Genomic DNA, 20725 nt, shown 5'->3' with positions numbered 1-20725 from the left:
TTTTGTTTCTGACGTTCCTGAAACCTCGTTAGTCTCTCTCCTGCCCTGAAAAGTGCACGGATAGCCGTAACTACCCGCAAACCGTTACCGATGGGCCAGCGCCGCCCCACTCTTCACATAAGCCTTAATGCCGTCCAGAATCGCCTCCGCAACCTGATGCTGATAGCGGGTGGTTCGCAACTTACGCTCCTCTTCCACATTACTGATAAACGCGGTCTCGACCAGAATAGACGGGATATCCGGGGCTTTCAGCACCGCAAATCCAGCCTGATCCACGGTACGTTTGTGCAGATGATTGATGCGCCCCATGCGATGCAGCACCTCTTGCCCAAACTTCAGGCTGTCATGAATCGTCTGGCGCTGCACCATATCGAACATGGTGTGATCAAGATAGCGGTCGCCGCTTTTGCTGACGCCACCAATCAGATCGGATTCATTCTGGGTCTGCGCCAGGAAACGGGCTGCCGCCGAGGTCGCACCGCTGGTTGATAAGGCAAACACTGACGAGCCGCGAGCTGCACGGCTGGTAAAGGCATCCGCATGGATCGAGACAAAAAGATCAGCGCGCTGTTTTCGGGCTTTCGCAACCCTGACGCGCAGCGGAATAAAGACATCTTCATTACGCGTCATATAGGCTTTCATATTGGACTCTTTGTCGATCAGCGCTTTGAGCCGCCGTCCAATCTTCAGCACAATATCCTTCTCGCGGGTCTTATATTTGCCGTGCGCACCCGGATCTTCCCCGCCGTGACCGGGATCGATCATGATAATGATCGGACGATCGCGCCCCGCTTTACCTGGCAAGGGTGCCTGCACGCCTTCATCTTTCTCCAGATCACCCTGGTTATAGTCTTTCAGCAGGGCCAGAAGAGGATCATCTTCTATCGGGTTCTGACTCGGATAGAGGTCGACCACCAGCCGGTGATTGATCCCGGCGACCGGCGAAAGGTTAAAAATCTTTGGCGCAACGTTGCGCTTTAACTCCAGAACGACGCGCACTGTATTGCTGTCGAACTGGCCGACCCGGGCATTTTTAATAAAAGGATCGTCGACCCGTACCTGCTTATCCACCCCTTTCAGGGCCGAATTGAGATGCAGGCCCTGAATATCTATTACGAGCCGTTCGGGATTGCTCAGCGCAAACTGCTTGTATTTCAGCGCGACGTTTGACTCCAGCGTCATCCGCGAGTAAGTGGATGAGGGCCAGATACGCACCGCCACAATGTGGTTTTTTGCCGCCAGTCCTGTGCGGCTGACGCTTAACAGCAGTAAGGCGCCCGTCCCCTGTAAAAATCGTCTGCGTGAAAAATGGGAATTAACGTCTGACATGCCGCTCCAGCTGCTGTGTTATGTCTAAAAAAGCGCCAGTTAATAAAATGGCGGCGAAAACTTTATCCAATCCGTAGCATGATGTCACCCCGGAAACCCTAAATAATGCAGGCTGTTAGCGGCTTTGACACCCATAAAAACGTAAATTTTCGTCAGGATTAAGACTTGCAAAACAGAACGTAAAAGCATAAAAATACAAAAAATACGAATAAACATTCACTGAGGGTTGGCCGTGAAGGAACGTAGTACCGAACTGGTTCAGGGTTTTCGCCATACCGTTCCCTATATCAATGCCCACCGGGGTAAAACCTTTGTCATCATGCTGGGTGGCGAAGCGATTGAGCATGAGAACTTCTCTGGCATCGTTAATGACATCGGCCTGCTGCACAGCCTGGGCATCCGCCTGGTGGTGGTTTATGGTGCCCGACCGCAGATTGATGCCAGCCTGGCGCAGCAGCAGCTGGAGCCGGTTTATCATAAATTTACCCGGGTGACCGACGCGCAATCGCTGGAGCTGGTCAAACAGGCCGCCGGCCGGCTGCAGCTGGATATCACTGCCCGCCTCTCTATGAGTCTCAACAACACCCCGCTGCAGGGCGCACATATCAATGTGGTCAGCGGCAACTTCATTATTTCACAGCCGCTGGGCGTGGATGATGGCGTGGATTACTGCCATAGCGGGCGTATCCGTCGTATCGATGAAGAGGCGATTCATCGCCAGCTGGATAACGATGCCATTGTGCTGATGGGCCCAGTGGCGGTGTCTGTTACGGGCGAGAGCTTCAACCTCACCTCGGAAGAAGTGGCCACGCAGCTGGCGATTAAGCTGAAAGCGGAAAAAATGATCGGCTTCTGCTCTGAGCAAGGCGTCCTGAATAGCGAAGGTGAAATCATCTCTGAGCTGTTCCCGAATGATGCGCAGGCCCGTATCGACGAGATTGAAAAGGAAGGCGATTATCTTTCCGGCACGGTCCGCTTTCTGCGTGGCGCGGTGAAGGCCTGCCGAAGTGGTGTGCGCCGCAGCCATTTAATCAGCTATCAGGAAGATGGCGCGCTGTTGCAGGAACTTTTCTCACGCGACGGTATCGGCACGCAGATCGTTATGGAGTCGGCAGAGCAGATCCGCCGCGCCAATATCAACGATATCGGCGGCATCCTCGAACTGATCCGGCCGCTGGAGCAACAGGGCATTCTGGTGCGTCGCTCTCGCGAGCAGCTGGAAATGGAGATCGATAAGTTCACGATTATTCAGCGCGACAATCTGACCATCGCCTGTGCCGCACTCTATCCGTTTATGGATGAGAAGATTGGCGAGATGGCCTGTGTGGCGGTTCATCCTGATTATCGCAGCTCCTCACGCGGAGAGATGCTGTTGCAGCGCGTGGCGTTGCAGGCAAAGCAGATGGGACTGGAAAAGCTGTTTGTGTTGACCACCCGCAGTATCCACTGGTTCCAGGAGCGCGGCTTTACGCCGGTTGATATTGAGTCACTGCCCGAAAGTAAAAAAGAGATGTATAACTATCAGCGCCGTTCAAAAGTGCTGATGGCCGACCTCACCTGATTCACCGCAGAAGGGACAATCACCCACATCGTGATCTGTCCCTCTCTTCTCAGCGCGTTTCCGCCAGTCGCTCTACCAGACCGCTGCGCCGCTGCGTTTGCTGCTGCACGGCACGCTGAAACACGCCAGGTTCACTGTAAATAGTCAGTTGTTTACGCGCACGGGTAATCGCGGTATAGACCAGTTCACGGGTCAGAACCGGCAGCAACTGCGTGGGCATCACAAGCGCGGTGTGATCAAACTCCGACCCCTGCGATTTATGCACCGTCATCACCCAGGCGGTTTCATGTGAAGGCAACCGGCTCGGCTGAATTGCCTTGATCGACCCATCGGGTAGCGGGAAAAAGACTTTCAGGTTGCCCTCTTCATCCCGCAGCGTAATGCCGATATCGCCATTAAACAGGCCGAGTGCGCTGTCGTTTCGGGTAATCATCACCGGACGACCTTCATACCAGCGGCTACCCATGCCAGGACGCCGGATGCGCTGCAGTTGCATCAGTCGCTGCTCAATACGCTGGTTCAGACCCTGAACGCCAAAGGGTCCGTCACGTAACGCGCACAACAGCTGATAACGACCAAAAGCGGTTATGATCTCAGCGGGTGGTGCGTGCTGCCTGATGAGCTGCAGGAAGGGCTGGTAGCCCTGTGCGACTTCGTCCAGCATCCCCTGATACGCTTCCGCGCTGTTCAGCGGCTGGTAACTGACATCTTTATGGGCCGCTGCAAACACCGCTCTGACCTGGTCGGCATCACCCTGATTAATCGCTTTTGCCAGCTGGCCGATGCCGGATGCGGCGTCAAACCGATAACTCTTTTGCAGCAGGCAGATGCTGTCGCGCACTGCCGGTGCCTGCGCATCATCACTGCCCTGTAACGTGCAGCCGGTCAGCAGGGCGAGCTGTTCTGCCCGCGCCAGGCTGTAGCCGCTTTCCGTGCAGCGGCAGATATCGCCCAGCACCGCACCGGCTTCAACAGAGGCCAGCTGATCGCGATCGCCCAGAAACACCACGCGGGCATGGGCAGGCAGCGCGGCGATCAGTTTTGCCATCATTGAGAGATCGACCATCGACGCTTCATCGACAACCAGCACATCCAGATGCAGCGGATTACCGGCATGGTAGCGTAGCCGCTGGGTATCCGGCTGAGCGCCCAGCAGGCGATGCAGCGTAGTGGCTTCGGCAGGAAAACGCTGCCGTTCTTCGTCGCTGACGGCCAGATCCTGCAGTGCCCTGCCCAGTGACTCGGTCAGCCGCGCGGCAGCTTTGCCCGTCGGTGCCGCCAGCTGGATGCGCAGCGCGCCCGGATTCAGGCGAATCAGGGCGGCGAGCAGTTTCGCTACGGTGGTGGTTTTGCCTGTGCCTGGCCCGCCGGAAATGACTGCTGTTTTGCGGGTCAGCGCCACTGCTGCAGCAATTTTCTGCCAGTTCTCTGGCTGGTCGTCAAACAGGCTGTTAAGGACATCTCCTGCGGCACGGATATCAAACGCGGTTTTCACTTCATGGGCAGCAAAAAAATCGACAACGCGGCCTTCGCTTTGCCAAAGCCGATGCAGATATAAACGCTGGTTGCTGAGCACCAGTGGTGTCACCCGGCTTCCATCACTCACCGCCGGCCAGTCAGCGAAGTGTGATAACCAGTCATCCGGCGCGCCAGCAGCCTGCCAGATCGCCTGGGCCAGCGCAGGCTGACGTCCGGCAAACAGGTGCGCCTCACAGAGATTGCTCAGCGGAAAACAGACGTGCCCTTCACCTGCCTCAGCGCTGACGCAGGCGGCAGCGAGCAGCCGCGCAGGCTGTGATTCCGGCACCACGAGTTGTGCAAACTGAATATCGAGCGGGCGCAGGAGACGCTTCTCTACTGCCTGCTGCAGCAGACTCAGCATGTCACTCATAACACCTCTCCGGTTTCACCAAACAGTGCATCGATCGCTTCCACAAAGGCTTCGCCAGGTCGGGTGGCAAAAATGCCGTTGTCCGGCGAGCTGCCGTCCATCCCGCGTAAAAACAGATAAAAGACGCCGCCAAAATGTTGCTCATAGTGGTAGTCCGGCAGGCGATGTTGCAGATAGCGATGCAGCGCCAGCGTATAGAGCTGGTATTGCAGATCATAACGGTGGCCGATCATGGCCTGCGCCATCGCCTCGGGTGTGTAAGCGGCATGGCTATCGCCCAGCCAGTTCGATTTGTAATCGAGCAGATAATATTTTCCCTGCCAGCGGAATACCAGATCGATAAAACCCTTGAGCATGCCGCGCACCTGACGAAAATCCAGCGGGGCGGCCTGCAGAGAGAGGCTGTCGTGCTGGCGCAGCAGATCGTCAAGATCGGCCGCCGTCAGCAGATTGTTGATCGGCAAATAGAACTCCATTTCGATCAGTCGTTCGCTGCTTTTAATTGCCGATAGCGTCAGCCCTTCCGCGTTAAGCGGCGTATGCAATACCCGCTCAATCCACTGTTCCAGGACCGGTAACCAGTCTGACGGATAGCCATTATGCTGCAGCTGATCCTCCAGCCAGACGCGATCCGGCAGTTCGGTAAAGTCGATCGACTCAAACAAACCGTGCAGGAAGGTGCCCGGCGCCGCACCGCGCGGAAAATGGTGCGGTGTCAATGCAGCCTCTTCACCACTCTCGTCCTCGCCCGCCGCATCAATATCGAAGTTTGGCAATGCATCAAGAAGTGACGAGCTGTGATGCTGTTGCAGGCCGGAATAGCTGGTGACCCGCCAGGCATCCGCCAGTGCGCGGGTCACGTCGCGACTGCTCAATACCTCATTGCCGTGCTCAGCGTCCTGCCACCTTTCTCCCGGCATCAGATCGGCTTCAACCAGCGCAATCCCCTCACCGGTCAGCGCATTCAGTTTCTGGCTGAGCTGCTGCGCATCCGCCGCCTCACCCTGCTGCACCAGATACCCGAGCGCGCTTTTGTGCAGATCGCTTTCGCCCTCTTTTTTTCGGGTGCCTTTAATCAGCGGTGCAATGCCGACGCTGCAGTGATAGATCGAGCGGGTCAGCGCCACATAGAGCAGACGCAAATCTTCCGCCAGACGCTCCTCTTCGGCTAACGCCAGACTCTGTGCATCGCCCTGCACATCAAGCAGCGCCATGAAGTTGTCACGATCGTGATAAAGCGCGCTGGCCGCCTCGCGGAATCCGGCAGCAAACGGCAGCCATACCAGGGGATACTGCAGCCCTTTCGATTTGTGGATGGTGACGATTTGCACCAGATGGCGGTCGCTTTCCAGACGCAGCTGCTGGCTGGCGGCCTGGCTGTTTGGTCGGGCAATCTGCTGCGCCAGAAAACGCACCAGGGCGTGAGGACTCTCCAGCTGTACTGAGGCTTCCTGCAGCAGTTCACCCAGATGCATCAGGTCCGTCAGGCGACGTTCCCCGTTCTCTGAGGCCAGCATATTTTCCGCCAGCTGCCGCTTGATCATGACATCACGCAGCATCGGTAAAACGCCGTGCTGGTGCCACAACTGCTGCCAGACGGCAAACTGCTCCACCAGCGCATCCCACTCGCGTTCATTCTGTGTCAGCGCATCCAGCGTCGCGGCATCAATAGCAAAAATAGAGGTCGCCAGTGCGCTACGCAGCAGCCGTTCCTGTTCAGGAGCCTGAATCGCCTGAAGTAACCAGAGTAATTCGCGCGCTTCCGGCGTGGTGTAAACGCTGTCCCGGCTGGAGAGATAGACTGAGGGAATTGACAACGCATTCAGCGCGTCGCGAATCAAACCAGCCTCATTGCGGCTGCGCACCAGCACGGTAATATCAGAAGCCCGCACCGGCTGTAGCGCGTCGCCTTTGCCCAGACAGGCACGTCCCTGCTGTCCGGCCACCAGCCAGCGGCTGATATCCGCCGCACACTGTTGCGCCATAAACTGCTGGTAATCGCTGTTGCCGACGCCCTCACCGGGCTGCAGCCAGAACCGTAACGCCGGTTGCTGCTGCTCGTCAAAAATCAGCTTCAGTGACTGGTTGGGCGCAGCGGGCATTACCGGCTGAAAGGGGATCGCCGAGAACAGAAAAGGCGAATCGATCTGAGAAAAGAGGCGGTTAACGCTCTCGACCATCTCAGGTGAAGAGCGCCAGTTAGTATCAAGAGTGTAGTGAGCACTGACTTCGTTTCTGGCCCGCAAGTAGGTAAAAATATCCGCTCCGCGAAAGGCATAGATGGCCTGCTTGGGGTCGCCGATCAGAAACAGCGCCTGTTCTGGCTGATTAATATAGAGCGTACGGAAGATGCGATACTGCTGTGGATCGGTATCCTGAAATTCATCAATCAGTGCCACCGGGAAACGCGCCCGGATAGTTTCAGCCAGCAACACGCCGCCCGGCTGCTGCAACGCTTCATCCAGCTTACTGAGCAGGTCATCGAAACCTAACAGCGCACGTAACCGTTTCTCGCGCTGAACTGTGGCTCGTACATCGGTCAGCGCCTGCGCAATGATCACATCCCGCAGCGACAGCGGTTCTGCCAGAAACTGATCAACAGCCTCAAACAGCGCATGGCGCGGGGCCTCACCCTTTTTCGTTTTCTCATCAAGCACCTGCTGTCCAAAACGCGCCAGCTCTTTAGGCAGCTGATAATCACGCGTTTCGCTGCTGGCCCACTGCGTGACGCGGGCGACCCAGTTGGGCAGGTGTTTACTGTTGTAGCTACGCTTATCAACGCCAGATGCGCTGATCATCCCTTCAACATCGGCGCTCAGCGCCTGCCACTGCTGCTTCATGGCGTTGATGCGCGCCAGATTGCGGGCGTGACGTGACGCCAGATCCTCATCGGCAGCGGGCGGCCGTTTGAGCACTGGCGACTCACCCTGTAGCCAGGGGCGCAGTGTCGTCAGCAGGCTGTCGGGTCCGCTCCACTCTGCGGCGATAATCCGTGCCACATCCAGACTGAGTGGATAGCACTGACGCCGCCAGAAATCGGCAGTGGACTGCTTGAGCAGTGCCTGTTCATCTTCTATCAACTCCTGCTCGAATAGCATGCCCGATTCAAACGCGTTGAGATTCAGCATTCGCTGACAGAAGCCGTGAATGGTGAAGATGGCGGCTTCATCCATCTGGCGTTCGGCCGCCAGCAGCTGCGCAGCGGCCTGACTCAGATCGGGCATCTGCGCCAGCAGCAACTGGTGCATCGGATTGCGGCTTTCGCCGCGAATACAGGCCAGCCGCAGCTGATGAATATTTTCGCGGATGCGGCCGCGTAACTCCGCCGTCGCGGCCTCGGTGAAGGTCACCACTAAAATTTCTTCTACCGAGAGTGGCCGGCTATACGCGTTTTCGCCGCCGAGCCCCAGCAGCAGGCGCAGATAGAGCAGACCAATGGTAAAGGTTTTTCCGGTGCCTGCTGATGCCTCAATCAGCCGCTCGCCTCTGAGCGGCAGCGTTAAGGGATTCAGCGATACGGGCGGTAACTGCGTCATTGGGTCTCACTCTTAACCGGCAGCGACTGCTGCAGTTTCGCCAGTTCTTTCCAGGTTTTCCAGCCAGGCTGGCGGGCAAATTCAACCTTGCCGTTGCCGGTGCCGGCAATCTGTGACGTCATCACCATGCCCTTGTGTTCGATCACCGCCTGCCGGAAAAAGTCAGCCAGGCTGGCCGGGGTTAAGCGCGCCACCTGCTCGGCCATTTTTTGCCGGGTGTTAAACAGATCATTCTGTCGATCAAAGTCGCGGCTATAACGGTCCGCTTCCTCAAAGAGCGTCTGAGGACGCTGCTGCAAATCATTGATCATCGCCTGCTGATACTGAACAAAGTCTGCCTGACTCATGCTGCGAAGACGCTTTTCTGCCTGCGGATAGAAGGCCTGATAGCGCTGCAATAGCCAGCCCGGTTGCTTGCTATTACTCTGCAGCAGGAAACCGATGCCCCACTGACGGCCCACTGGCATCTGGAAGGCAAAGACGGCATAACCGAGCTGCTCTTTGGTGCGCAACTGATTGTAGAACCAGGGCTGCACAATCTGACTCAGCATAGAACTGTGCGCCATGCTCTGATATTCGCTGTATCCCAGTGGAACATAGAGCGCGGCAAGGGCGGAGTCAGTGCTGCTGCCCTGCTGTTGCAGGTTGGCTTTCATCGGTTTTTTAATGGCCACATACTGGCTGTGCCAGTCGCGGGTCGCATTACTCTGCACCTGCTGTTTAAGCTCATGTCCCAGTTGCTTCACACTCTCCGCACTGAGATTACCCACCACCAGCATCTCCGGGGTCGCGTCGCGGAACAGCGAGTCGCGATAGGTCGTTACATCCTTCAGTGTGAGCGTGCTCACCAGCTTGCGACGGGTTTCGCGCTGGGTATAAGGCAACTGTGAGAGCAACTGCATCGGCTGAATCGCCTGTTCAAACGCCTTGCCTTTCTCCGCCGCGTCCAGCCGCTCCAGATACCAGGATTTAGCCTGCGCCAGCTGCTGTTCTGTCGGCTGGAAGGTGGCATAACCTTCTACCAGTTTCTTCAGCAGCGTGGGCAGGCGTTGAGTAAAGCCACTGGCGCTGAACACCAGCCCGTCATCCTCACCAGTTGAGAAGCTGATGCCGCCCACCGAGGCCTGTGAGTTTAACGTGTCCAGTGCCAGACTTGAGAGGTAGTCATTGAGGCCAAACAGCACCTGCTGACGGGCATCGCTGATAGCATGCCGGTTACGTAACGCGAGGGTTATGGCGGCTTTGGGCTCGCTGGCATAATAGCGGCTGGGCATCCAGTAAATGCGCATACCATCTTCGTTATCCAGCTTCACCGGATGCTGATACGTTTTACCGTCTGATGGCAACAGGGTGAAGTCATCCGGGATATAGGGGTTCAGCACCGGCATCGCCAACGAAATCTGACTGGCGCGCTGCTGCCAGTCGGCAAACGTTTGTGGCGTGATCTTCTCAACCTGATAAGGCGCTTCCACAAAATAGGCGGTTTTATTGTGCGGCTCCTGCGGACTGATGTACCAGATTCGCGCATGCTGCGGGGTCATCTCTTCAAGCCGGGATTTGATCGCCGCGGCATCGTACTGATCCGCCAGATAAGGTGCATCCAGCGTATCTTCCACCGGCACGCGCAGCATGGTATCAACCAGCCATTCAATATAATCCATATCGCGGGTAATAGAGGGGTAGCGGAAGTCGAGTGCCAGCACGTGTGAAACTTCGTCGAAATAACGCTTATCATCGCCCTGCTGACGCAGCAGATTGATGTAGCTGAAGATCGCCGCCACCACGTCATCACGCTGTGCCAGGCCTTTATCCGTGAGTGAGACGGTAATAGCAAACACGCCGCTATTACGCTCGGTCATTGGGTCCGCGCCTGCATTCACTCCATCAGCCAGTCCCTGTTTTTGCAGCCAGTCGGTGAGCGTGTTTTTACTGCGATTACTGATTAAGTAGCTAATCAGCGTGTCGGTTTTACTGCGGAAGCGATCGCTGTTGTTGGCAATGCGGAACTCAATTTTAAGCTGCTTGCGCGGCTGTGCAGGAACGTAATGAATAATGACGCCCTGCTGGGCATCGGTCACCACCGGCACCGTAATGTCTGGCACGCTGGCATTATGATTTTGTACCCGCCCAAAGGTTTTAGCTGCAATTGACGCCATTTCCGGCAGCGGTTTATTGCTGTAGATCACCGCCTTCATCAGGTTGGCGGAGTAATGAGTATGGTAAAAATCGAGCAGCGCCTGGTGCAGTTTGCTGCCGGGTTTATCTTTCAGGGTTTCAAGATTGCCGCCCGAGAAACGTGATGCCGGATGTGCCGGGTTCAGGGTTTCAGCACCGACCTGTGCCATACGCAGGCCATCACGCGAGCGGGCCATGGTCAGTTCCGCATTCACAGCATGGCGCTCACGGTCGGCATTAACCGGATCCAGCAGCGGCTCGGCCACGGCATCCGCCAGGCGATCTACCGCAGGCTCCAGCGAATCGTTTTCCACTTCAAGATAAAAAGCGGTGCGGTAAGAGGCCGTGCTGGCGTTGTGGCTGCCGCCATGCTTTTTCAGGAATTCAGCCAGATTGTCGGGTTGCGGATAATGTTTTGAGCCCATCAGCACCATATGCTCAAGGTAGTGAGCCAGCCCCGCCTGCTGATCGGGATCGTCCAGCGATCCTATCGGCAGCGTCAGCGCCGCCAGCGATTTCGGCGCCACAGGATCGGAAACCAGTAACACCGTCATCCCGTTGTCCAGCCGGATAGCCTGATAATGACGAGGATCCTGTTCACTTTTGTGAATGGTGTCGTTAACTGGCTGCCAGCCTGAAGATGTCTGCGCCTGTGCCGTGCAAGCCACCAGGCTTAACATTAGCGCCGCTATCCAGCGTGCGTGTACCCGCATGTAAACCCCTTTCATTTCCCGATAAGCCGCCAATATCGGACGCGGCGGCTCAAAGCAGAGCAAAATTGCTGTGTAATGAATCAGTTAGCAAAACGCTTTCTGATGGCTATTCATCATCCTGATGTGCAGCCAGCACCGGTAAATACCAGCGCTGTGCCGCCTCAGTTATCTGTTGTAATTGTGGCACATCCAGTACCCGGCAAAGACGTTGCAGATAGGGATCGCTGCCTTCACCCTCAACCTGATAGTTGCCAGACCAGGCCGTCAGCAGGCGATTGCGCGCCTTGAGCTGAGTCGCCTCATCAGTCAGCAACTGCTGACTTTTTTTGTCATAGCTGGCGGTGAGCCATGCGCCGCCGCTCCTGTTGAGCAGCATCAGCGGCTGACGCATACCGGCAAGATAGCCAGCGACATACTCATTCAGGGCAGCGATCGCCTCTTGTTGCGGTACGGCAAGGAAACACCAGCGGCTTTGCTGCCGGCCAAACATCCGGCTGCTGCCGGTGCCTCCCAGCGCGCAGTAAACCAGGTGCTCCAGCCAGAGCAGCAGTCCGTCGTTCATATTGAGCACGCCAGGTCGCCAGCGCAGTAATCCATCACCCTGCACCTGTGTCAGCCAGCCGGTTAAGCTGACCTGCTCAAGTTGCAGATTCACTTCCCAGCTCTCGCCGTCGCTGCGTTGCGTCACGACTTCTGCCGCCACTTCCTGCATCTCATCACGCTGCGCCTGCCAGAACAGCTCACCGAAGGCGCCATAAGGCAGATTGCCGGCCGCACGATGGTATGTATAGAGCCGCTGCGTATCCTCGCCTTCGACCAGAGCATTCAGCAATTGTGCGTTGATCTGATAACGTTCCAGGTTGTCGAGCGCAAACGGCTCGCTGTCAGGCAGTTCGTCCTCCTCCAGCCAGAAGCTCACGCCAAGCCGCTGATGAAACCAGGCACGCACCGGATGCCGCCAGAAGCGCAGAAGCGCCTCCAGTGTCAACGCATCCGTTACCGGCGCCTCAAGTGGCTGAACAAAATCGGGCTGGGGCTGCCCCATTCCCTGCGCGGCAGGCAGCCATTCACGCGCGAAACTCTGCAGTCTGGCCGCGGGCTTAAAGTTCTCCGCAGCAAAGGGCATCCGGCTGTGCAGGTGCTGCAAATGCATCCGCACCCGTTCAGCACTTTCATCCAGCTCAAGGTGCCCATCACCGTCCAGATAAAAACTTTGTCCGATGTACTCCAGTAATTCTGTGACCAGCACCGAAGGGTAGCGTTCCGTATTATCCTGAATCGCCCGGCCGATGTAGCTGATATAGAGCTGCCGCTGTGCCGAAATCATCGCTTCCAGGAAGAGGTAGCGGTCATCATCGCGGCGACTGCGATCGCCTTTGCGGGACTGTTGCTGCATCAGATCAAAGCCTAATGGCGCCAGGGTGCGCGGATAGACGCCGTCATTCATGCCCAGCAAACAGACCAGCTGAAAAGGGATGGAGCGCATCGGCATCAGGGTACAGAAGTTAATCTGTCCTGCCAGGAATCGCTGGCTGATGCGTTGCTGATCAAGCCGGCTACGCAGATCATCGCGCAACAGCGCCACCGGAATCGCCTCTTCAAACCGTGCATCCATGCCATATTCAATCAATTGCTGCCACTGCTCTTCCACCAGCAGCAAGGCGGCCTCGGTTTCTGCATCGGGGCTGAAAAAGGCGTTCAGCAGTTCCCGGCACAGGGGCAGCCAGGCCGCCAGTGGCCGCGGTTCAGCCAGCCGCTGTCGCCAGTGATTAAGCCGGGAGAGCAGCTCTGCCAGATGGCCCGCCAGTTCGCCTGCCAGACCGCCCGACTCGTCATAAGGCAGAATCCCCTCCCAGTCTCCATTGTGGCTCTCCATCGCATAGCCCAGCAGCATACGCTGCAGGCCAAAACGCCAGGTGTGCTGCCCGGTGACAGGAAGTGAAAGGGCTTCAACACTGGCATCATCCAGCCCCCAGCGCACACCCGATTCGCTGACCCAGCGCCGCAGTAAGCGCAGGCCGCTTTCATCAATGGCGAAGTGGGAGGCCAGCGCCGGAACATCCAGTAGCGCCAGTACATCCTCTGAAACAAAACGGCTGTCCGGCAGTGCCAGCAGATGAAGAAACGCGACAATGGCCGGATGCGCCTGACTGGCACGGCGATCTGAAATGGCAAACGGCAGGTAGCGATTGGCAGGGGCGTTGGCGAACACAGCCTGAATAAACGGGGCGTAGGCGTCGATATCCGCCACCATGACGATGATGTCACGCGCTTTCAGCGTCGGATCGGCCTCCATCATCGCCAGCAGATGATCCTGCAATACTTCAACTTCACGCTGGGCGCTGTGACAGACCTGCACCGCAATTGAGCGATCCGCCGGATCCAGGCAGCGCTTCTGATCGCTGTGCGCCAGTTCCGCCGCATTCAAGCCGATAACGGCGTTATCCTGCAGATTGAGAAGATCGTGCTGCATGCAGTGCAGCAGGTTGTCTGGCTCGACATCCACAAACGCATCGATATCGTCGTTAGAGTCCATTTGACTGAGCAGAAACAGGTTATCGCGCCCCAGCTTGCCCCATGAGGCGAGCAACGGATTGGTCAGCTGCTGTTCACCCGCGTCGTTAAACAGCGCGGGTGCCTGCTCTGCATCCCGGAAGAGTCCGCGAGATTCATCAGCACCATGACGTCGGCGCTGACGGCTTTGCAGTTTTGCCAGAAACGCATAGTCCTGAATGTCGCCCCAGTAATCGCGGCAGGGATTGGTGAACAGCAGATGGATGTCGATGTGCCGTCCCAGCGCCTGCAACGCCTGCAGGTAAACCGGCGGCAGCGCAGAGATGCCACAGATGAAGACGCGTTTGGGCAGATTTTCCGGCGTGCTTTTCGCCTGCTCAAGCGTCTGGATAAATCGTGAATAGAGGTTGGCACGGTGCCATTCAGGCTGCCCCAGCGCCTGGGTATAACTCACCAGATCGCGCCACAGTGCGGCCTGCCAGCGCTGCGCCTCGCCCAGCCCCTCAATGGTTTCGCCACGCTCCCAGCTATTGAGCCAGTCGGCGCGATAGACCAGATACTGGTCGAACAGATCGGCTACGCGGGCGCTGAGCTGAAACAGCTTTCGCTTATCCCCGTCGTCATGGAGATAGTGGCGTAAAGAGGTGAACTCTTCCTGCTCCAGCATCACCGGCAGCCGGTGCATCAGCTTCCAGCCCATGCTGGCCTTACTGAAGGCACTTTCAACCGGAACATCAGGCAGAACGCGGACGAACATCTCCCAGATAAAACTGGCAGGCAGCGGGAATTCGATATTGGCCGCAATACCAAAGGTTTGCGCCAGCTCCATTTGCAGCCACTGCGCCATCCCCGGGCTCTGCACCAGCACCATTTCTGAGGCGAAAGGATCATCAAGAGGATCATGTTTAATCACCGCAGCCGCCAGAATTTTCAGAACATCAAGCTGATTTGAGTGATAAACGTGAAACATGAAAACTCCTGTGATAACTCAGAACATGACTGCGGTATTGCGGCACTCTCACTTTACCGCGTATCGCCGTTGAAACCCATCAAAAGGGCGACCCGCGACGTTTAACAACGCAGGCGTGTCAGGCTGGCACTACGCTGATAAGGCCCCGTTACGTCAGCCCGCTCCAGAGTGCAGCCTGAGGGACTGCTCTGCTCTTGCAGCGTGGATTTCCAGCCTGCCACTTCATGCCCTGCCAGACGTTGCTCAGCAACCCGCCATGCCTCACGCTGATACCATTGCTGGCTGAATCCCACTGCCAGTGCGCGATGATAGTGCAACAGGGTGCTGCTGCTTAATGCCATTAACAGCAGAGCAAACAACACTTCCGGCAGGCTGAATCCATCGCGCTTACAAACAGGCTGCCAGAGGCGTGAGCGGGCAATAGTCGATCCAGCCATGCGGCAACGCGGTAATCTGATTGCCCTGTAGCCGGACCCAATGCCAGACCGCCATGCCACTGCCGCTTGCCTCACCTTTAAGCAGACCTTCATCCTTTTCTCCTCGTTGTAAACAGCTGCGCCAGCCCTGGCGATCATCCTGCTGACAGCGGGCCGCCTCACTGGCTGGCCAGTTCAGGGATAAACCCCATTGCAGCGCCGACTGCGCCCGCCAGAAATCCTGCACAAACTGCTGCTCATCGGCCAGCAGTCGCATTCCCTGCTCTGACATCTTTCGGCTGGCGTGCAGCGTAAAACTCCCGATGACCATAATCATTAACACCATGCCCATGGCGCTGCTGCCTCGCTGCTTCACAGGTTCTCTCCCTCAATCCAGCTCTCCACGGTTTCAAGCCAGCGACCAGCCCGACCCTGCAACACTATCCTGACCTGCCTGCCCTGCTGGCTCACGCTGAACTGCTCCAGCGTCATAAACGCGGGATCGGAGAGCCGCTCCCAGCCTGCTGACTGACACTGCTCAACACCACGCTGCATCTCAAGCTGCTGTTGTCGCAGGCGATAACCGTAATAGTCACTCTCTGCATGGCTTACCCCTTCCCATTGACCGTTGCTGTTTTCATCCCAGCGCAGCAGCAGGCAATTTTCACTGATTTTCAGTGCCTCCTTGCCACACTCACCGTGACAATAACCCGCACGCCGCACCGACTTTTCCAGCGTTGCCATCATCTGCTGTAACTCCTGACGCAGCTGTGCCCGTTGCAGCACGCCAGCGTTCTCTGCCAGCAGCAATGGCAGAAAACGGCCAACACTGAGCATGATGACGGCGCTGATTGCCATGGCGATCAGCATCTCCAGCAGGCTGAATCCTGCGATTTTCAACGGCATGTTTCCTCATCGATCATGCAGAGGCGAATACGGGCTCTGGCTGAGATAATCAGACGTATGCGTCCGGCGCGATTTCCCAGTTCAATGCTGCCCGCTCTGGCGACATTGCGGCGGCCATAGAAACCCGGTTCACCCCGGATGCCATAGAGCACAACATCCGGGTGCGGCGCGATGAAATGCAGCCGTTTCCCGTGACCGCAACCCGTCACAGGGCGGCTTCCGGCACCGATACACCAGGGCTCGCCAGGCTGTGACCATAGCACCAGGTCGCTATTCTGCCGGTTGGCCTGGGCGCGCAGCCGTAGCAGGAATCCCTGCAGTTGCTGAGCGCTGTCAAGTAGCGCCTGCCGCTGTTGCCAGCGCTGCCAGCCATTCATCGCAGCAAGACTCAGCATGCCAGCAATGACCATCACCAGCAGCAGTTCCGGCAGAGTAAAACCACGTAAGTATGCTGTTTTCATCACCGCAGAGTGCGGGGTACAAAAAGCTGAAACAAGGCGTGTTTTAGCAGACTGGAAAGCGCATTGCAGAGAATATGCCCCATCAGCAGACAGTGGCAAAAAAGAACGAGCGGTGCCGCAGATTTGCCGGTTTGCAGGCAAAAAAAGCCCCGGCGAGGTTGCCAGGGCGTTATTTTCTATCTATCGCAAATCAGACAGCGACAGGGGCTTTGATCGCAGGATGGGGATCGTAGCCTTCAATCTCGAAATCGTCGAACTGATAATCAAACAGTGATGCCGGTTTGCGTTTGATAACAAGTTTTGGCAGCGGACGTGGCTCACGAGTCAGCTGCAGACGCGCCTGTTCCAGATGGTTGCTGTAGAGGTGCGTATCACCGCCGGTCCAGACGAAATCGCCCACCTGCAGATCGCACTGCTGCGCCACCATATGCACCAGCAGCGCATAGCTGGCAATGTTAAACGGCAGGCCCAGGAAGATATCGCACGAGCGCTGATAAAGCTGGCAGGAGAGCTTGCCGTCCGCCACGTAGAACTGGAAGAACGCGTGGCAGGGAGCCAGCGCCATCTCACTGAGTTCACCGACGTTCCAGGCTGACACGATAATCCGGCGAGAGTCAGGATCGCGCTTTAGCTGCTCCATCACCTGACTTAACTGGTCAATTTCCTGACCGCTGGCTGTTCCCCAGCTACGCCACTGCTTACCATAGACCGGGCCGAGATCGCCGTTCTCATCCGCCCACTCATCCCAGATTGAGACCTTGTTTTCCCTGAGATAAGCGATGTTGGTGTCACCTTTCAGAAACCACAGCAGCTCATGAATAATGGAGCGGATATGGCATTTTTTGGTGGTGACCAGCGGAAAACCATCCTGCAGATTGAAACGCATCTGGTGGCCAAAAATTGAAAGCGTACCGGTGCCGGTACGGTCAGCTTTTGGTGTGCCTTCGTGCAGCACATGTTGCATTAAATCCAGATACTGTTTCATTTTTCCTCGCGAAATTGTGGCTGCGGGCGACGACGATACGCCCAGATCATCATAATAATACCGGCAACAATCATTGGCACAGAGAGGATCTGTCCCATACTGATTCCGCCTTCAAACAGGCCAAGCTGGGCATCCGGCTGGCGGAAGAACTCAACGATAATACGGAAAGCGCCGTAACCAATCAGGAACAGGCCAGAGACGCTACCCATCGGGCGTGGCTTACGGATAAACAGGTTCAGGATGATGAACAGCACCACGCCTTCCAGCGCCAGTTCATAGAGCTGGGAAGGATGACGCGGCAGTACGCCATAGGTGTTGAGCAGCGCCTGATATTGTGGATTGGTGGCGGCCAGCGCGACATCTTCGCTGCGGGAGCCCGGGAACAGCATAGCGTAACGGAAGCCCGGATCGACACGGCCCCAGAGCTCGCCGTTAATGAAGTTACCGAGACGACCAGCACCCAGACCAAACGGGATCAGCGGCGCAATGAAATCAGCAACCTGGAAGAAATGTCGTTTGGTACGGCGGGCAAAGACCAGCATCACCACAATCACCCCGATCAGGCCACCGTGGAACGACATGCCGCCATCCCAGACTTTAAACAGATAGAGTGGATTTTCCAGAAACAGCGGTAAGTTGTAGAAAAGCACATAGCCGATACGTCCGCCCAGGAATACACCCAGGAAACCTGCATAAAGCAGATTCTCAACTTCCTCTTTTTTCCAGCCGCTGCCAGGCTGATTGGCACGACGTACAGCCAGCCACATGGCGAAAACAAAGCCCACCAGATACATCAGACCGTACCAGTGAAGCGAAACCGGTCCGAGCGAGAAGATCACTGGATCGAACTGCGGAAATGCAATATAGCCGTTATTCATCATTCACCGTCTATTTTTCAACCCTGAAAAGGGGCGTTGTCAGGCACATAAATTAAGGCTGCGCATAATAGCACAGCCGGTTTTCTGAATTGTCTTGCAAATGTAAACGCGGATAACGCGCAAAGCCTGAGCCGGTGTGGTACTAACGACCACCGCGAATCAGCCCGCCTAATCCACGCCGCTCCATAAAGGCCGAGACCAGATGGCGCACTTCCGTGGCGGTGTCGGCCTTCATCCCCTGCTCGCTGAGCTTCTGCGCTTCTTCGTGATCCAGATGGCGCAGCAGGTATTTAACGCGCGGTACGTTTTTACCGTTCATGCTGAGATGGTGATACCCCAGGCCAACCAGCAGTGCGACACACATCGGATCGCCCGCCATTTCACCACACAGGCACAATTCCAGATTGGCCAGGCGGGCTTCCTGTGCAATCGCATTCAGCGCGCGCAGCATCGCCGGATGCAGCGAGTCATAAAGGTTTGCAACACGGGTGTTATTGCGGTCCACCGCCAGCAGATACTGCGTCAGGTCGTTGGTGCCGACCGAGACAAAATCGACGCGTGACGCCAGATGCGGGATCATAAACAGCATCGATGGCACTTCGATCATGATCCCGATTCGCGGTCTGGGAATCGGGAAGCCCAGCATCTCTTCCACTTCGCGACCGGCGCGATCGATCAGCTCTTTTGCATCATCGATTTCGTCGATATGACTGATCATCGGCAGCAGAATACTGAGGTTGCCAGAGGCGGCGTTGGCGCGCAGCATTGCGCGTACCTGCACCAGGAAGATTTCCGGCTGATCCAGCGTCAGGCGAATGCCGCGCCAGCCCAGGCAGGGATTCTCTTCACTGATCGGCATGTAAGGCAGCTGTTTATCGGCACCCACATCCAGCGTTCGCAGCGTCACTGGCTTGTTGCGAAACAGCTGCAACATACCCTGATACTGAGCCACCTGCTCCTCTTCCGACGGGAAGCCATTCTGCAGCATAAACGGGATTTCGGTGCGGTAGAGACCGATGCCATCCACCCAGTCGCCCACCGTCTGCTCATGTTCCGGGCTTAAGCCAGCGTTGAGCATCACCTGCACGCGCTCGCCACTTTTCAGCTCACCCGGCTGATCGACCACGCCTTCCGCCATTTTGCTCAGCGCGTTCTCTTCGCTGATCAGCCGCTGATACTCCTGGACCAGCACCGGCTCAGGATCGATCAGCAGCTCACCGCGATAACCGTCGACGATCAGCAGGCGTTTGTTGAGCTGATGAGGCTGGATGTCAGCGCCCATGACTGTCGGGATCCCCATCGCGCGGGTCAGGATCGCCGCATGGGAGTTGGCTGCACCGTCACGCACCACTACGCCCGCCAGCCGCTCCTGCGGCAGCTCAGCTAAGGTCGTGGCGGTCAGCTCATCGGCCACCAGCACAAAGCGTTCCGGCCAGGCATTGGTGCCGACCAGGGTGTCATCGAGGTGGAACAGCAGGCGCTGGCCCAGCACCCGCAGATCGCCTGCGCGTTCACGCAGGTAGTTGTCAGTCAGGCTGGCGAACTGTTCAGCAAACTTCTCGATCACCTGTTTCACCGCCCATTCCGCGACCGATCCACGCTCGATCTCATCGAACAGATCTTTCTTCAGACGGGCATCGGTTAACAGGTGAGAGTAGAGATCGAAAATGGCCGCGCTCTCTTTTTGTGCGCTGGCGCTGAAACGTTTGCTGAAACGGCGAAATTCATTGGTTGCTTCGCTCATGGCGAGCGACAGACGCTCACGTTCACGATGAACATCCAGCGTTGAGGCAGCGGAGACCTGATCGAGCAGAGGCTGCGTCTCATCGACCCAGCCCGGTGCTACCGCCACGCCAGGCGCTGCCGCAATCGCACGCACCCGGGTCTGGCGGAACTGACCAAACAGCTGGCCCATTTGAGATTGCGACAGCAAAGCCGCCATCTGCGTAGCCAGCGTGACCAGAAACGACTCTTCGCTTTCATCAAACTGACGGTGTTCGCGCTGCTGCACCACCAGCACGCCAAGGAGCTGGCGGCGGCTGATAACAGGCACGCCGAGGAAGGAGCGATAGCGCTCCTCTTTCACTGCGGGGATATATTTGAAGCTGGGATGGCTTTGGGCGTCAGCAAGGTTAATTGGTTCGGCCAGACGGCCCACTAAACCGACGATACCCTCGTCAAAAGCCAGCGTTACGGTGCGGCCACGCGGTTTTTTGAGTCCGCGCGTCGCCATAAGGTAATAGCAGCGACGGTCCTGGTCGGCGAGGTAAACGGAACAGACTTCCGTATCCATCGCCAGACAGATCTCATTGACCAGGATGTCGAGTGCTTCATTGAGACGCGGCGCACTCGCCACTTTTTCTACAATTTCACGCAACTGAGTGAGCATA

General features: G+C 56.9%; 13 protein-coding genes. 1 reads left to right on the top strand and 12 read right to left on the bottom strand.

The window, feature by feature from the left end; genetic code table 11:
* Nucleotides 1–84: 84 nt before the first annotated feature.
* Complete coding sequence (gene amiC / locus NP77_RS15230) at nt 85–1329, bottom strand: N-acetylmuramoyl-L-alanine amidase AmiC (RefSeq protein WP_039660759.1); 1245 nt, start codon at nt 1327–1329, stop codon at nt 85–87.
* A 232-nt stretch (nt 1330–1561) separates the two neighbouring features.
* Here amiC and argA point away from each other — a divergent pair, with 232 nt between their 5' ends.
* Entirely contained in the window at nt 1562–2890 is a 1329-nt protein-coding gene (gene argA, locus NP77_RS15225) for an amino-acid N-acetyltransferase (protein WP_003853937.1), read from the top strand.
* A 49-nt stretch (nt 2891–2939) separates the two neighbouring features.
* On the opposite strand, the gene recD is transcribed toward argA, so the two are convergent.
* The 11 genes from recD to ptsP form a co-directional block, all read right to left on the bottom strand.
* Nucleotides 2940–4781: an exodeoxyribonuclease V subunit alpha gene (gene recD / locus NP77_RS15220; RefSeq protein ID WP_039660757.1), complete on the bottom strand. Its 1842-nt coding sequence runs from the start codon at nt 4779–4781 to the stop codon at nt 2940–2942.
* Entirely contained in the window at nt 4778–8317 is a 3540-nt protein-coding gene (gene recB, locus NP77_RS15215; RefSeq protein ID WP_039660756.1) for an exodeoxyribonuclease V subunit beta, read from the bottom strand. The genes recD and recB overlap by 4 nt, the downstream gene beginning before the upstream one ends.
* Nucleotides 8314–11205 (bottom strand): pitrilysin, encoded by a 2892-nt coding sequence (gene ptrA, locus NP77_RS15210; RefSeq protein WP_008925650.1) that lies wholly within the window; start codon nt 11203–11205, stop codon nt 8314–8316. The genes recB and ptrA overlap by 4 nt, the downstream gene beginning before the upstream one ends.
* A gap of 106 nt (nt 11206–11311) precedes the next feature.
* On the bottom strand, nt 11312–14689 hold the full coding sequence (recC, locus tag NP77_RS15205; protein WP_039660754.1) for an exodeoxyribonuclease V subunit gamma: 3378 nt from the start codon (nt 14687–14689) through the stop codon (nt 11312–11314).
* Between the two features lie 101 nt (nt 14690–14790).
* The gene (locus NP77_RS15200; RefSeq protein WP_008925652.1) at nt 14791–15126 is read right to left on the bottom strand and encodes a prepilin-type N-terminal cleavage/methylation domain-containing protein; all 336 of its coding nucleotides are present in this window, start codon (nt 15124–15126) and stop codon (nt 14791–14793) included.
* A complete protein-coding gene (locus NP77_RS15195) occupies nt 15077–15481 on the bottom strand; it encodes a DUF2509 family protein (protein WP_033743127.1) in 405 nt (134 codons plus the stop codon). The genes NP77_RS15200 and NP77_RS15195 overlap by 50 nt, the downstream gene beginning before the upstream one ends.
* On the bottom strand, nt 15478–16011 hold the full coding sequence (locus NP77_RS15190) for a prepilin peptidase-dependent protein (protein ID WP_033763051.1): 534 nt from the start codon (nt 16009–16011) through the stop codon (nt 15478–15480). Before NP77_RS15190 ends, NP77_RS15195 begins: the two co-directional genes overlap by 4 nt.
* Nucleotides 16002–16472, bottom strand: a complete 471-nt coding sequence (locus tag NP77_RS15185) for a prepilin-type N-terminal cleavage/methylation domain-containing protein (protein WP_003853948.1) — start codon at nt 16470–16472, stop codon at nt 16002–16004. Before NP77_RS15185 ends, NP77_RS15190 begins: the two co-directional genes overlap by 10 nt.
* A 190-nt stretch (nt 16473–16662) precedes the next feature.
* Nucleotides 16663–17457: a thymidylate synthase gene (gene thyA / locus NP77_RS15180; RefSeq protein ID WP_008925655.1), complete on the bottom strand. Its 795-nt coding sequence runs from the start codon at nt 17455–17457 to the stop codon at nt 16663–16665.
* Complete coding sequence (gene lgt / locus NP77_RS15175) at nt 17454–18335, bottom strand: prolipoprotein diacylglyceryl transferase (RefSeq protein ID WP_003853950.1); 882 nt, start codon at nt 18333–18335, stop codon at nt 17454–17456. Before lgt ends, thyA begins: the two co-directional genes overlap by 4 nt.
* 142 nt (nt 18336–18477) lie before the next feature.
* Entirely contained in the window at nt 18478–20724 is a 2247-nt protein-coding gene (gene ptsP / locus NP77_RS15170; RefSeq protein WP_003853951.1) for a phosphoenolpyruvate--protein phosphotransferase, read from the bottom strand.
* Nucleotide 20725: the final 1 nt, after the last annotated feature.

Source organism: Pantoea sp. MBLJ3 (assembly GCF_000816655.1).
GTDB lineage: Bacteria > Pseudomonadota > Gammaproteobacteria > Enterobacterales > Enterobacteriaceae > Pantoea > Pantoea eucalypti.
This window is presented reverse-complemented; position numbering and strand designations above follow the sequence as displayed.